The organism is Robertmurraya mesotrionivorans (assembly GCF_050971805.1).
In the GTDB taxonomy this organism is placed as follows: domain Bacteria; phylum Bacillota; class Bacilli; order Bacillales; family Cytobacillaceae; genus Robertmurraya_A.
The window spans coordinates 270,608-285,663 of sequence record NZ_JBPCCH010000001.1 but is presented as its reverse complement, the minus strand read 5'-3'; the positions used below and the strand labels follow the sequence as shown (position 1 = coordinate 285,663).

Sequence of the window (15,056 nt, the reverse complement as noted above, 5' to 3'; positions counted from 1 at the left end):
CCACACAGACTCAACCTTCCCACGTTCAAGCATTTCCTTTGCATCGAGAGTTTTTTTCATCGCTTCAGGCAGCACATCTTCACGCACTAAGTAAAACTTCTTGTCTAATATATCTTCTTCTTTCATTTTCCCCACCCCCAGGTAAAGCGCTACGAAATACTAATCTAAAAATTCGAATTCATAATCCATAAGTCTTACTGTATCACCATTTTTTGCTCCTCTTTCTCTTAACGCTTCATCGACTCCCATACCGCGAAGCTGGCGAGCAAATCGTTTGATCGACTCGTCTCTAGAGAAGTCAGTCATCTTAAACAATCGTTCCACTGCATGTCCTGAAACAACAAAACTTCCATCCGGATCTCTCGTAATAACGAACTCTGTCTGCTCCGCTTCATGTTTGTAAAGTACGCGGTGAATTCCTGTACTCTCAAGCTCTTCCTCATGAAGTGGAAATTCCGGAGTTTGTTCAATTTTATCAGCAACCGCAAATAGTAAATCTCTAAGTCCCTGGCGCGTAATCGCTGATATAGGGAAGATAGGATATTCATCTGTTAATTTTTCTTTAAAGGATTTTAAATTTTCCTCAGCATCTGGCATATCCATCTTATTGGCTACGATGATTTGTGGTCTTTCAGTTAAACGTAAATTATATTCCTGCAACTCCTTATTGATCGTTACGTAATCCTCATAAGGATCTCTTCCTTCTGTTGCAGCCATATCAATTACATGAACGATGACCCTTGTTCTTTCAATATGTCGTAAAAACTGATGACCAAGTCCTACACCGGAGTGAGCGCCTTCAATTAGTCCAGGCAGATCAGCCATTACAAAGCTTCTTCCATCTTCTGTCTCGACCATTCCAAGGTTCGGAACAATCGTTGTAAAATGATACTCAGCAATTTTCGGTTTTGCAGAAGAAACGACAGACAGTAATGTTGACTTTCCAACGCTAGGGAAGCCCACCAATCCAACATCAGCTAGAAGCTTGAGCTCGAGAATTACATCCCTTTCCTGTCCTGGCTCACCATGTTCAGATAATTCAGGTGCTGGATTAGCAGGTGTAGCGAATCGCGAATTTCCTCGACCGCCTCGACCACCTCTAGCAATAATTGCACGTTGTCCATGTTCAACTAAATCGCCAATAATTTCATTTGTTTCTGCATCTTTTACGACAGTCCCTGGTGGAACTTTAACAATCATATCTTTAGAGTTTTTACCATGCTGATTTTTAGACATCCCATGCTCACCACGGGGAGCTTTAAAATGCCTTTGGTATCTAAAATCCATTAACGTTCGTAATCCTTCTTCTACCACAAAAACCACATCTGCACCTTTCCCGCCGTCACCTCCAGCAGGTCCACCCTTTGGTACATATTTTTCACGGCGGAATGCTACCATCCCGTTTCCACCGTCTCCACCTTTTACGTAAATCTTTACCTGATCTACAAACATCGTAAATCCTCCCGTCTGTCCTATGTTGTTGCTCTATAGTAATGAGCCTGATAGAAGTTGTCATCACATGACGAGAATCGAATGATCCAATTATTCCTCATATGGTAAGAATACCTGTAACGAAAATTCCTGTTCCGAACATTCATGAACGATTACTTCTATTAATGTTTCTTTTCTTTTGAAAAATTCTACAAGACCTGTCCTATTTTTTATTATTCCTCTAAAATCAAAAAAGAAACAGGCTGCCTTTTGTTGTCTGTCGATCGTTATTGATAGATGATTCTCAGCAAACTCCTTAACCGTTTGCTGTAAACACTCAAAAAATGAGGTTATCCAGTTCAATGCAATCATGTCATTAATTATGTTTTGGTTGTCGGTAGATACCTCGAGCACTTCATAATCTACCTGAAAAGAGAAGTTGTTCCAGTTGCAGGTAAGAAAGAGGGCAGCAAGCTGTGGTGTATGTAATTGAGAGAGACGAGCCTCATTTTGTGCCTCAATAACAATTTCCTGAATGATTTCGTTTACCCTGTCGTATTTATGTAAAGATAAGTTACCTTTTATGAGCTGTACTTTATTTAACCAATCGTGACGCGAGTGACTCAGCAACTCAACCGTCGTCCAATCCTTATTCATGTCATGCACTCCTGTACCAATTCGTTATCAGTCAGAAAACTGCTTGTTTTTAGTATAGCAAAAAAGAAAACCTTGGTAATAGCTTTATGATTAAAAAAACTCTAACCTAAAGGTTAGAGTTTTTTCTAAAAGAATTAAGCTTCTTGAGCTACAGGGTATACGCTCACTTGCTTACGGTCACGTCCTAGGCGTTCGAATTTAACTACTCCGTCCACTTTCGCGAATAGAGTGTCATCTCCACCCTTACCAACGTTAACACCTGGATAAATCTTTGTGCCACGTTGACGGTAAAGGATTGAACCACCAGATACGAATTGACCATCTGCACGCTTAGCACCAAGGCGCTTAGCATGTGAATCACGACCGTTCTTTGTAGAACCTACTCCCTTTTTAGAAGCGAAAAACTGAAGATCTAATCTTAACATTATTGTTCCACCTCCTACTTTTTGAAGGTAATTTTTACATATTTCCCGTAATCTCTCTCAATCGTTTGTAGTGACACGACCATGCCTTCAAGCAATAGCTGTACCTTCTCCTGTATGTCCGTAGAGAGATTAGTCGGAATCACACAGCGGAGAAAGCCACCATCTCCTTGCTCAATTTCGGGTTCAACACCTGTTAACGCAATAACTGAGTTAATAGCACCGAATGAAACGGCAGAGACACCGGCACAGATGATATCGTCCCCTCGGTTAGCAAAGAGAGCATGACCGCTCAATGTAAACGACTTTATGTGTCCAGATTCAGTACGATAAATCGTCGTTTGAATCATCTTAGACCGCCTTACGCGTTGATTTTTTCAATGACAACTTTTGTGTATGGTTGACGATGACCTTGCTTTTTGCGTTGGTTCTTCTTCGCCTTGTACTTGAAAACAATGATCTTCTTAGCGCGACCTTGCTTTTCAACTTTAGCTGTAACAGTAGCACCCTCAACAACTGGGCTTCCTACCTTTACGCTTTCTCCACCAACGAATAAAACCTTGTCAAATGTAACAGTTTCGCCTGCTTCAGCGTTTAGCTTTTCAATGTAGATAGTTTGTCCTTCTTCTACCTTTACTTGCTTTCCGCCTGTTTCAATAATTGCGTACATGAACTGCACCTCCTTATAAACTAAGACTCGCCATCACAGGCGCTTTTCTAACGAAAGACTTATAACCTGATCTGCGCGGTTGTAGCACGGGTGCTACAAACATAACATAAACGATATTATCATATTTTCTCTCTTATTGTCAATACCAAAAAAGCTCACTGTTAGATGAGCTTCGTAATTTTATAGAAAGGTTTATTGTTCGAAATGATAACAAAACGAAGCGTTGCATGGATTAATTCTTCCATTCTCTTCAGATGTTTTCCTTCCAAACCGGAAAACACATCTTTTACTGCTTCCGTCGTTTCAATGGTAACAGACTCGTAATCGGTCCCCTTTAGCTCCCAAAGCTCTCGTTCCAGTTTGAAGGCAACCGTTTCTGCACTTAACACGCTTCCTGTCCCATCACAGACTTTACATTTTTCAGTTAAACCTTCAGAAAGTGCTACTTTTGTTTTTTTTCTAGTAAGCTGCATGATACCTAGCTGAGTAAATCCAACAATATTTGTTCGTTTATGATCCTTTTGCAAAGCTCTTTCCAGTTTCTTTCGGACCATTTCTTGGTCACTCATATCCTTCATATCAATAAAATCAATAAGAATAATTCCACCAATGTCTCTTATTCTTAATTGACGTGCAATCTCTTCTGCAGCAAGCTCATTCGTCTTCACAACAGTATCTTGAAGATGATTTTTCCCTGAATACTTTCCCGTATTCACATCAATAATGGTGAGAGCTTCCGTTTCATCAATGACTATATACGCACCGTTTGACAGCCAAACGACACGTCTTAATGCTTTTTCAACTGAGTCTTCAACCCCGTATGCGGAGAATATATTTTGTTTCTCATGATAATAAATAATCTCACATACTAGGTCATCAGAACCACCTGCTAATAGTTTATCCCTTAAGCTAATGTCATCAACTACAATGGCCGCAGACTCCATTTTTTTACATTCTTCCCTAAGCTCCTTAATAAAGTGCTCACTTTCATGAACAATCATTGGTTTCTTTACCATTTTCAGAGATTTTGTTAGTTCATGATACTGAGTTCTTAAATGGTGAAGCTCTGTTTCAATTTCCTCTCTATTTGCCTCCGTACAGGATGTACGAAAAATGAGCCCTTCATGTTCCTCTTTCAGCTCATACCCTATTTGACGCCAGCTTTCTCTTTGCTGTAGATCTTCTATTTTTCTTGAGACAGCCACATAATAGCCATTCGGCAAATACACAATGTTCTTTCCGTTAATCTCAATAATCCCTGTTAAACGTGGTCCTTTATCACCGCTTGCGTCTTTTTCCACCTGAACAAGGAGCCTCTCCCCTTGATGGACAAATGATCCAATTCCTTTGGTCTCTTTTACAGTCTTTTCATCTTTTGCTGATAAAAAAGAAACGAGTTTATCTCTATGTAAAAACCCTTGTTTTTCTTCTCCAATATCAACAAAAGCAGCATGTAACCCTGGCATGACTTTCGTTACCGTACCTATATATATATTACCAACGAGCGACTGCTGCTTTGGTTGTTCAATATACAGCTTCTCAACTTTTTGATCCTTGAGTATCGCATAGCGTTTTTCTCTACCTATATAATTCACAATGATCTTATCCAAAATCTATTCCTCACTTTATCAATACGTCACCTTTATTATCATAGTTCAATATTGATAAAGCAAATCCTTCATTCTTGCCATCAAAAGTTTATCAGCAAAGTAAGCATGTAACAATTCGTTTTCATCAAGCAATCTTTTCTCCTGTCCATCATGTTCAATGATAATCGGATGCTTGCAGCCTCTTTGAAATTTTTCAAGTACATGAATGATTAGATCATCCTCTTCCACCTTTAAAGGAATGAGTGTTCCAAACGTATCCTTTTTCCCGTAATAGCGTTCAAGTAAAAATCGAACAAACACATATCTTCTTTGCTTCCATTCATAATACAAAGAAAACAAAAGAAACGAGATGATGATCCAAACATTAAGATTTAAAGGTTCTGTCACCATAATGACAGCACTAAATAATAATAAAACATAGAAAGAGAGGAGAAGTGTCTGTTTGAATGCTTTTGGAAATGGCTTATTGATAGAAAGCCATAAAAAAATGAACTTCCCACCGTCTAATGGCCAAATAGGAAGCAAATTAAATAAAAATATCATCACATTATACTGTAGAAACATGGAAAACAAATGGTCATTCAAAAGTCCAACTTGATGAAGTAGATAAGCAACGGCAACAAGCCATATGTGTTGTACAGGTCCAGACAATACGACGATCGCTTCTTCTCTTAGCGGCCTGTTTCCGTGTTCATCCATCTCTGCCACCCCACCGAAAGGAAGCAACGTGATTTTTTTAATTCTCCATGAAAAATAGGAAGCGGCTACCCCATGACCTAGCTCATGTATAAAGATAATAATTAAGAGGAGAAGGAGTTCATAAAAGTGACCAGTCACTACAGACAAAGCCACAACTATCCACAAAAGTGGATGAATATGAATTTTTGAAAAAAGCTCAATCATTTTATTCAACCTGAATCACCTGGAAAGGATCTATAAATTCATTTCCTTCTTTTAAGGCAAAGTAAAAGGAACCTTTTTCTCCATCATCACTATCCATTGCCGTTCCAATTTCTTTCCCTTTTTCGATGTATTCATAAAGATTAACCGAAATATCATCAAGATTCCCATACCAAGTCTCACTCTTATCACCGTGCTGGACAATAACCGTCTTACCAAATCCCTCTTTTACACCAGCAAATTCAACCATACCACCACTCATCGCGGTAACGGCCGCACCTTTTGGTGTTTCAATTGTTACCTTTTGTCCGTCTTCACCAAATTCCTCTAGAATCTTCCCTGACGCTGGTAAGGCATATGGCTGCGACTCCTCATTCACTTCTTCTGATTCATTGTTTGTAAACGGCAATAGTGCAAGAGGCTTTCCAAACTGATCTTCATACCAGTTTGCTACTGTCGTAAATTGAAAGTCCTTTTCCATGTTTATCGAAACAAATTCTCTAACACTCTCAAATCTAGCGTCATTATTTCTAAAAATAATCGCTACTAAGAACACCAAAATTGTAGAGGCTAGTATTTTAAAAATAAATACTTCCTTTCGAAAAAGAGGATGAAGCTCTTCATCTTTCCCACTTTCATATGTGGGAATCCGATCATATCCGTGCGTTTCTTCCGTTTCTGGCAGCAACAGCCTTGAATGAGCAACGGTCTCTGTAAGCCTGTCCCTTTCCCTCTTTCGCTTTGCAATACGTTTACGAATATCATCCGGTCTTGACCTCATGGTTTCCCCACCATTCCTTTTACGTTTTGTACAAGTTTATGTGCAAAAGGACAAACCTATGACAATACAATTTAATTAGTAGGACAAAGAAACCAAATAAAAAAAACCGAGAACAATCCCGGTTTTACTTAACACCAAAAAACTTTTTAATTTTTGTAAATACACCTTTATTACTATCATCAAGCTGTTGGAGAGGTATTGATTCCCCTAATATTCGGCGTGCAATATTTCGATAGGCGATCGACGCTTTTGAATTAGGATTAAGAGCGATTGGTTCACCATGATTAGATGCTTTAATAACTTCATCATCATCTGCCACTATTCCGATTAAATCAATGGATAGGTGTGCTGTAATTTCGTCTACATCAAGCATATCTCCATTTTTCATCATATGACTGCGGATACGATTAATCACTAGCTTTGGTGCCTCCACATTTTCTTCCTTTTCTAGAAGTCCAATGATTCTGTCCGCATCCCTTACAGCTGAAACCTCAGGTGTGGTTACAACAATAGCTTTATCCGCACCTGCAACTGCATTTTTATAACCTTGTTCAATTCCCGCCGGACAGTCAATAATGATATAATCATAGTCCTGTTTCAAATTGTTAATCAATGTTTTCATTTGTTCAGGCTGAACTGCCGTTTTATCACTAGTTTGTGCTGCTGGAAGCAAGTATAGTAGGTCATCAAATCTCTTATCTTTAACTAACGCTTGATGAATCTTACAGCGACCTTCCACGACGTCAACTAAATCATAAATGATTCGGTTTTCAAGTCCCATCACGACGTCTAAGTTTCTCAATCCGATATCTGTATCAACAAGGCAGACACGCTTCCCTTGTAAGGCTAGTGCTGTTCCAATATTTGCAGAAGTAGTCGTTTTCCCTACTCCACCTTTTCCCGAAGTTACAACAATGGCTTGTCCCATTTTAGCGTCCCCCTTCCAGCTTCGTTAAGTTTGGTCTTAGCTGAGATAATACTTGCAATCTATCAATAATAATGTGATCGTTTTCATCAATATAGGCACATTCCATTTCCCGTTTCTCTTTGTCTGTTCCATAATCTGGAGCACGGTTAATGCAATGACTTATTCTGATTTGTGAAGGATTCATTACTGAGGCAACAACCACTGCATTTGAGTTTCCAAAGCATCCTGCGTGAGCAATTCCCTTTAGTGCTCCCATAATAAAGATATTTCCGCCTGCTCGAACTGTCCCACCAGGATTCACATCTCCCACTAAGAGCAAATCACCTGGTGTTTCTAGTACTTGACCTGAACGGATGACTTTAGCTACTGGGATGATCTCATTTGCTGCTATTGCTAGCTCGGCTTCTTCCCTTGTCATTACATTTGATTGAATTAATTCAACGACTAAATTCTTTTTTTGACGTATTAAATTTTTAATTTCTTCTTGCTGATCTTCTGTCAAGTATCGGTTACCTACTTGAACTCGAACAGATATTAAAGGTCGATCCTTATTAGCTAACGAATTTTCGGTTAATTTGGAATCTAATTCCCTCTTTAATTCTTCATAGGAGCAAAGATCATCTAAGTGTAACGTTAAACCATCCTTTGTTCCTTTTATTAGCACATTTTGTGTCTTCTTCATGTTAAGTTGGTCACCTCAATAGAAAAGCATCCCTCGATGTTAAGCAAACTAAGAATAAGCTCAATACGAAACAAGCTAACATATATCTTTATATTATTTCGACCTTAAGCCCCAGAAATCCTTTTTAAATAGAATCGATTTTTTATTCATTTCTAAGTTCCTCAGCATATTTATCAAACTGCCGTTTTAGGGGAAAGGAAACCAAAATCGTAAAAGCCAAATTTAATATCAAGGTTGGATAAAGCCTCTCCTGTAAGAAAGTTTGAATATTCATTTCAGTAACTTTTAATAAATAGTTTAACTCATACACACCAAGCTCTAGTAGAATGATTCCGACCATGGAGGTTACTGAAACTACAACGAGATGATTATGTATCAGCTGCATCGTCTTTGAAACAAAATAAGCGACCAGTGGATACAAGAAGAAATATATCCCAATCACTTCTGTATAAACAATATCAAAGAGCAGTCCAAAAATAGCCGCATACAGGATCCCTTGTTTCTTTCCTCCGTAAACGGTTAAAAACAAAAGCACTACTAAAAGAAAATGAGGGACGATGATACGTTCACTATTAAAAAGCTGTGGAGAAAAAAGCTCGACAAATAAACTCTCTAGTATGAAAAAAAACAACACAAAAATAGGAAGAAGGAGTTTTTTCACAATTCCTCCTCCTCTTCACTAGATATATCACTTAAATCAGGCGTATTCGTCTTAACAGTAACAACCATAACGTGACGAATATCATAAAAATCGGCGCCTGGCTCTATATACGCAGTTTGATTTAATCCAAATTCATCTGGAACGACTTCGACCACTTTACCAACAGGTAAATCCTTCGGAAATACTCCACCTAGTCCAGAAGTAGTAACAATCTGGTCTTTTTCTATTTTCGCATCATACGGAATCCTCTTTAGTTTAAGGAGTTTCCTTTCCTCATCATATCCTTCAATGGTCCCATAAGTTTCCTTTTCACCTATTATTTTTGCAGAAATACGATTTGTTGGGTCATTTGCACTTAATAGCTGAATGGTTGAGGTGAACTGACTCGTGCTTTTTACCTTTCCAATTAGCCCATTTGCAGTGATAACCGCCATATTTTGTTGGATACCGTCTTGTTTCCCCTTATTAATAACAAGTAGTTCATGCCATCTTTCAGGGTTTCTACCTACAACGATTGCCTGTACAGGATCAAATGCGCTTAAATCTTCCTTATTATCTAGAATCTCTCGTAGCTCTTTATTCTCTTTTGCTAGTGTTTGAACATCTACCTCAAGCTGAACTAACTCATCTAATCGAGCTTTTAATTCCTTGTTCTCTTCATATGTATTTTGCAAGTCTCTTACATTCTCAAAGAAACCTGCTACATAATTGGCAGGACGTGAAAAGGCTGATTGTACCCATCCTGTCGTATCTTTAATAAATTGTTCAGGCCATGTTAACTTCTCTCGCTCTCTTATTGAAAAACCGATTAGTGCCACGAGAATAATGATGCTAACTAGTAAAATGATAAGGCGTTTATTTGATAAAAATTGTGGCATTTCTTACACCTCAAGTGAAAATATATTCCCACACAGGGGTATTCCCTCACTCCTTAAGGAGAGAGGGAAAGATAGTCTGCTTATCGTGTTTCTGAAGCTTTATTTTTAAAAAGATGAATATGATCAAGAGCTTTTCCTGTACCTATTGCCACACAATCAAGTGGATTTTCAGCAATGAGTACTGGCATATTTGTTTCTTCGCTAATTACTCGGTCTAAATTACGAAGAAGCGCTCCTCCGCCTGTAAGGACAATCCCACGATCCATAATATCTGCAGCAAGCTCTGGTGGAGTTTTTTCCAAAGTAACCTTAACAGCATCAACGATTGCATATACCGTATCATGTAGAGCTTTCGAGATTTCCTCTGCTCTAATTTCAATCGTTTTCGGTAGTCCTGTTAACAAATCACGTCCACGTATTTCCATATTTTCAATACCTTCTGGGTCACCCGCACTTCCAATTTCGACTTTAATCGTTTCTGCTGTACGATCACCGATCAGAAGGTTGTACGTTTTTCGAATATAATTAATAATTGCATCATCCATTTCATCTCCAGCAATGCGAATGGACTGGCTTGTCACGATACCACCTAATGAGATAATGGCAACCTCAGTTGTCCCGCCTCCGATATCCACAACCATGCTTCCAGTAGGCTCCCATACAGGAAGATTTGCTCCGATTGCAGCAGCAAACGGTTCTTCTATCGGGTATGCATCCCTAGCACCAGCTTGACGAGTTGCATCAATCACTGCTCTTTGTTCAACAGCCGTTATACCTGATGGTACACAAACCATTACATATGGTTTGCCTGAAAAGAGGCCCTTGCTTTTGTTTGCTTGATTTATGTAATATTTCATCATCGTTGCAGTTGTTTCATAATCAGCAATAACACCATCTTTCATTGGTCTAAGAGCTACCACATTACCAGGTGTACGGCCAATCATATTTTTCGCATCGTTCCCTACTGCTACAATATGTTTTGTATCTGTTTGCAGGGCAACAACAGAAGGCTCTCTTACAACAATCCCTTTTCCTTTCACATACACAAGCGTATTTGCTGTTCCTAAATCAATTCCAAGATCTCTTGTTCCTATCCCAAACATGAAGTATCTCCCTTTCTCATCCAAATCGTACGAATAAAGTCATCCGTCTATTGGTTTGTCCAATATGGAAATTCACTTTTTCTAGTCAAAGCTATTTATTATGAATTCATCTTAGTGTTTTATTGCAAAAAAATCATAAAGCTTATTATATCGCATCGTCAAATAAATTCATAGTGTCATAAATAGCCTTTTTCCTTTAAACTGACAAATTTATTTTCCCCAATAATCAAATGATCAAGAATTTCGATGCCTAATATTTTCCCACATTCCGCTAGTCTTTTCGTAACCTCAATATCCTCCTTGCTAGGAGTAGGATCGTAGGGTAGGAGAAAAGCGCCATCTAACTAGTTACTGGTTTCTTCTCTCCTCCCACAGAACCGTACGTACACCTTTTAGCGTATACGGCTCGCCAGCTACAAGGCTTAATATCTCAAAAAGGAAAACTCAGATAATTTTATAAATGAATATAAACTTTCAACTTTTCCTTCCGCTTTCACTTTTATACAAAGATCACCTTGTTTATATGATTTCATTTCTAGACTAACTTTGTTAACTGAGCACTTTCTTTTCATTGCTATCGTTCTGATAAAACTGCCTCGAGCTAAGGAGAATAGTTTAGAAAAGTCATGCCAATTATTTGCTCCTCTATAATCCAAAACTACCTTTCTTAATTCAGAATGATACACCCGCATGATTTTTCTTTCAGAGAAGTTGATTAATCCCGGTCGAGGCATAGGTAGAAAATTTTCAATTTCTCCGTATTTTTTTGACAGTCTCTTTAGTGTAACGTAAGGTATCTTGAAAAGAAGAGTGGTAGTCTGTCTACACCTTTTCATCTCATATCCACATAATAAAGCAGGTTTCTTAAGATTGGAAAGGTACAAGGAATATTCTTTGTTTGCATATAAAAGTCTTGAGCTGAAAAATAGTTGAACCTCATTAAAAACATGGACTGCTTCGTCTTTTGAACCTTTAAATGTCATTAAGAAATGGTCAAACTCTTGAATATACTTGAACATTCCTAAGCTAGTATTTGCCTTTTTTCCCTTATTCAATTTCATCTTCAAAAATAAATCCACTTCTTGAAAATAAATAGAGTAAAGTATTGATTTAAGAGTTGCACCTTTGTTTGGAGTTTCTCTATCGATTATTCCTGAAAATATTGCATTATGAAGGAGGAGTAAGAAACGTCGATCACTCACCTTATTTTCAATATTTTTCAGAAGTTGATGGTACCAAACAGGAGACTCTTTATGAGTTATTTTCCCAAAAATCAACCAGGTTTGGTCACTCCAATTTCTTTTTACCTCTTTGAGAGATTGATTATGATCATCCCTATTAAAGTGATTTTCTCTAAATAAGGATGTAAGAATTTCTTTGATTACCCCAAGGACCATTAACTCTCTATAAGATGGAGAAATAGAATGCTGTAACCTATCCCTATGATTATCGAATCGGAACGTTCCCTTTTTTAGTTTCAAAATGATTTCATCCATTTCTAGTTTAGGAAATTCATTTGAATTTTTTAGATAATATAATTGTTTATGTACCCTTATCCATAAATCCTTCCTATACATAAGACGATAGCAATCAGTAATTTGTTTCCCTTTTTGTGAAGCCTTTTTCAAAACGTCTAATTGTTGAAATGGATTAATTGCCATGTTCATGACACCTTTCAAATGGACGAATAGTAGCCTGTCACCCTTCCCCTTGCTAAACCCATTACAGGCAAACGTTGAGTACTATGATGACTCCGTTACCTTATACAACCTCTTTGTTGTACTTAGGCAATCCCTGAATTATGCAACATAATAGAACGTGATGGTTAGGTACCCCTTTTGACGTTTTACTCTTTATAGAGTATAGAAGGACAATCCTTACAATCGAAAAAAGTCAGGAGAACTTCTCCGATATTGTCCTCGTTACCTGTTAGCTATCATAAGTAACGGCGTACCCTTCGCTCCTTCGTCTAGGATTCAAGCAGTCTAGCCTTTACCATACATCACTTGGTCTGAGAAACTGACTCGATATGATAGCAAATCGTCTCTTTCCCTTTTCACATCATGCTTTTTTCCCTTTACAGGTTTCCCTTTCAGGTAAGATGCTGACCATAGAACCATGTAAGGAGTTCTAATTCTTTTAGAATGCTATTATGCGGCACCTTACAGGCGCACTCCTGATGGGTGGAAAAGTTCATGTTAACTAAGTTAAGTTAAGTTAGCAATTAAACATTCACAGTTTCTATAATAACGATAAACAAATATAGACTCACAAATTTTTAGTTTGGGAGCCTTTGTTAACAAATAATTTATTTATGAGGTTCTTTCTTAAAATTCTTCAAATATTCGGTGTATTATACTTTATTAGTTTTTGAATATAACTTTGTGGTTTTTGAAGCTTCACCTTACTTAAAGGTCTATTTTTTATATCGTCTATACTAATAAGATACGCTTCAGAATCATCATTATCGATTTGAGAATTAGGATTTTTCGAACATATACAAACATCTTGGGTCATCATTTTTAGCAAATAAACATCCCCCGTTTCGGGTATATTTACTTTATACTTATAATGGTATCTTGAAAACACTACATTAATAATAGATCTTAATAGACTAATAAACATTAAACCTAGAATAAACCATAATAAAAAAATACTTATCATATAGTTCCAATCTATAGTTTTATAAGTTTTATCTTCAAACATTAAAGACCATATAAAATAAATATCAGTAATTAATATCCCTAATGATGCTGACAAGCCAATAAGCCTATAAAGCTTCAATTTAATAATTTGCTCTTGAGTTAAAAATACTAATTCTAAATCAGACTTTGAAACCAAAGCCTTTATACTTGCAAATAAACCTAACCCTACTCCTATAGTGGTAAGTAAACTATTCATTATTTCTCCTATTCAACATATTGTTCATCTTCTAATAAACGTTTATATATATTAATAAACAAACTTACTCCTCAATATTTTTTAAAAACATTATTACTTCAAGAGCCGTAAAGGATGCATAAAATGTTTTTAAAAGCATCTCTCCAAATTCAATAAGGAATAAATTCGAAGTTTTATTTCTTTCTTTAAGTATAATTAGTTGCTGGTCTGCTTCATATGAATATGAGTGATGCCCTATACTGTTTCTGATCGAGTTATTTAAGGTTGCATTAATATCAAAAATATTAGAAAAGATATTCTCTCTTTCAAAATATTTTACTTTGTTACCTTTATTAATGACTTTTTTATCATAGTCAATTATAGTTTTGATACTAGGAAAATCAGTACTTATTTTTTCTTCAAAGTTATTTCGTTTTCCTCGTAACCGAATATTTTGCAATCCTAAAAAGACTGGTAATAAAGAGCATAGTATCTCGAAGGCCTCGACATAATAGTTTTTTAAAATCTCGAAATTTGCTGTTAATATGCCTTTGCTTGTTTTAATATCATCAAGGTTAGTAGTTTTATATATATCTGATAATATTATTGGCCAGATATAACGGTAATAATTTGAAAAATTCGTTAATAAATGTACTAGATTTTCATCAGAATATGTTGTTAACTCGTATAAATCCTTTTGAAGTGCAGAAATTTCATCATGGGAAGATCTCTTATATTCTTCTAATTTTGACCTAAATTGGAGTAACTTTTTATACTGTCCACTTTCTAATAAAAAAGCTCTAAAAGGATTATAAAGTACTTCCATAATTTTATTATCATGATCAACCTTCAATAGCTGCCCTAAAGGTACTGGTTCTATAAAACCATTAAAAAGTAATTGTCTATTGAGATATTTTATATTTTTCTTTTTATAAAGTTCCCATATCCTTATTGTAACTACAAAGTCTCTTTCGAAGTTTTCTGTAACAAAACTAACAATATTTTTTTTCTTTTGTTTAACCTCAAAGCTTGCTTCATCCATCATAAATGGAGAGAAAAAAAGTGTTGGGTCTGCATTATTAAACTCCTTAATTTTATCAGTAAAAAATTCCGTAGCAATTTGAAGCATATGGCTTTCTTTTCCATCTTCTATACTTACAGAAACTGCATTACTACATTTGAATTCTTTAATTAAACCTTCTTTCATATCTTCATTCCAAATAAGGTTACCACTGATAGTTACATTGCATTCTGGGCAACTATATGCAAAAGGATTAACTAATTCATGACCACCATAGATCTTCAAACGTACAACATTTGAGCAAACTTCACACTTTAGATTTAAATTATGATTCACTTTTATATTCCCTCTTCCTGTTTTAAAGCACATAAAATATGGATATTGTTTTATAGCTGCTTGGTATATAATCCCTTTATACTACTTAAAGGGAAA

Annotated in this window: 16 protein-coding genes, 2 pseudogenes and 1 other annotated feature; all 18 genes and pseudogenes read right to left on the bottom strand. The window is 36.6% G+C overall.

Going from position 1 to position 15,056, the window contains the following annotated elements; all coding sequences use genetic code 11:
* Window positions 1–126, bottom strand: a pseudogene (locus tag ACRX5O_RS01390) (ACT domain-containing protein); the annotation flags it as partial.
* A 33-nt stretch (window positions 127–159) separates the two neighbouring features.
* A complete protein-coding gene (gene obgE, locus ACRX5O_RS01385; protein ID WP_119709262.1) occupies window positions 160–1,452 on the bottom strand; it encodes a GTPase ObgE in 1,293 nt (430 codons plus the stop codon).
* 90 nt (window positions 1,453–1,542) lie between these two features.
* Complete coding sequence (locus tag ACRX5O_RS01380; protein ID WP_433904302.1) at window positions 1,543–2,088, bottom strand: Spo0B C-terminal domain-containing protein; 546 nt, start codon at window positions 2,086–2,088, stop codon at window positions 1,543–1,545.
* A 134-nt stretch (window positions 2,089–2,222) separates the two neighbouring features.
* Window positions 2,223–2,513: a 50S ribosomal protein L27 gene (rpmA, locus tag ACRX5O_RS01375; RefSeq protein WP_160547636.1), complete on the bottom strand. Its 291-nt coding sequence runs from the start codon at window positions 2,511–2,513 to the stop codon at window positions 2,223–2,225.
* A 14-nt stretch (window positions 2,514–2,527) separates the two neighbouring features.
* Complete coding sequence (locus tag ACRX5O_RS01370) at window positions 2,528–2,860, bottom strand: ribosomal-processing cysteine protease Prp (RefSeq protein ID WP_433904301.1); 333 nt, start codon at window positions 2,858–2,860, stop codon at window positions 2,528–2,530.
* Window positions 2,861–2,871: 11 nt separating this feature from the next.
* Window positions 2,872–3,180 carry a 50S ribosomal protein L21 gene (rplU, locus tag ACRX5O_RS01365; protein WP_391557273.1) on the bottom strand — a complete coding sequence of 103 codons (309 nt, stop codon included), beginning with the start codon at window positions 3,178–3,180 and terminating at the stop codon, window positions 2,872–2,874.
* Window positions 3,181–3,193: 13 nt separating this feature from the next.
* Window positions 3,194–3,271, bottom strand: a sequence feature (ribosomal protein L21 leader region).
* A 70-nt stretch (window positions 3,272–3,341) separates the two neighbouring features.
* Entirely contained in the window at window positions 3,342–4,790 is a 1,449-nt protein-coding gene (locus ACRX5O_RS01360; protein WP_433904300.1) for an Rne/Rng family ribonuclease, read from the bottom strand.
* A gap of 45 nt (window positions 4,791–4,835) precedes the next feature.
* Entirely contained in the window at window positions 4,836–5,702 is an 867-nt protein-coding gene (locus ACRX5O_RS01355) for a M50 family metallopeptidase (protein ID WP_433904299.1), read from the bottom strand.
* Window positions 5,695–6,471, bottom strand: a complete 777-nt coding sequence (locus ACRX5O_RS01350; RefSeq protein WP_433904298.1) for a peptidoglycan DD-metalloendopeptidase family protein — start codon at window positions 6,469–6,471, stop codon at window positions 5,695–5,697. The genes ACRX5O_RS01355 and ACRX5O_RS01350 overlap by 8 nt, the downstream gene beginning before the upstream one ends.
* 124 nt (window positions 6,472–6,595) lie before the next feature.
* Window positions 6,596–7,399, bottom strand: a complete 804-nt coding sequence (gene minD / locus ACRX5O_RS01345) for a septum site-determining protein MinD (protein ID WP_433904297.1) — start codon at window positions 7,397–7,399, stop codon at window positions 6,596–6,598.
* Window position 7,400: 1 nt separating this feature from the next.
* A complete protein-coding gene (gene minC, locus ACRX5O_RS01340) occupies window positions 7,401–8,081 on the bottom strand; it encodes a septum site-determining protein MinC (RefSeq protein WP_433904296.1) in 681 nt (226 codons plus the stop codon).
* A 142-nt stretch (window positions 8,082–8,223) separates the two neighbouring features.
* On the bottom strand, window positions 8,224–8,742 hold the full coding sequence (mreD, locus tag ACRX5O_RS01335; protein ID WP_433904295.1) for a rod shape-determining protein MreD: 519 nt from the start codon (window positions 8,740–8,742) through the stop codon (window positions 8,224–8,226).
* Complete coding sequence (gene mreC / locus ACRX5O_RS01330; RefSeq protein ID WP_433904294.1) at window positions 8,739–9,620, bottom strand: rod shape-determining protein MreC; 882 nt, start codon at window positions 9,618–9,620, stop codon at window positions 8,739–8,741. The genes mreD and mreC overlap by 4 nt, the downstream gene beginning before the upstream one ends.
* Before the next feature lie 80 nt (window positions 9,621–9,700).
* Complete coding sequence (locus tag ACRX5O_RS01325; RefSeq protein ID WP_433904293.1) at window positions 9,701–10,723, bottom strand: rod shape-determining protein; 1,023 nt, start codon at window positions 10,721–10,723, stop codon at window positions 9,701–9,703.
* Window positions 10,724–10,899: 176 nt separating this feature from the next.
* A pseudogene (locus ACRX5O_RS01320) lies at window positions 10,900–11,040 on the bottom strand (JAB domain-containing protein); the annotation flags it as partial.
* 105 nt (window positions 11,041–11,145) lie between these two features.
* Complete coding sequence (locus tag ACRX5O_RS01315; protein WP_433904292.1) at window positions 11,146–12,384, bottom strand: hypothetical protein; 1,239 nt, start codon at window positions 12,382–12,384, stop codon at window positions 11,146–11,148.
* Window positions 12,385–13,060: 676 nt separating this feature from the next.
* Window positions 13,061–13,624 (bottom strand): hypothetical protein, encoded by a 564-nt coding sequence (locus ACRX5O_RS01310; RefSeq protein ID WP_433904291.1) that lies wholly within the window; start codon window positions 13,622–13,624, stop codon window positions 13,061–13,063.
* A 64-nt stretch (window positions 13,625–13,688) separates the two neighbouring features.
* A complete protein-coding gene (locus ACRX5O_RS01305; protein WP_433904290.1) occupies window positions 13,689–14,960 on the bottom strand; it encodes a hypothetical protein in 1,272 nt (423 codons plus the stop codon).
* Window positions 14,961–15,056: the final 96 nt, after the last annotated feature.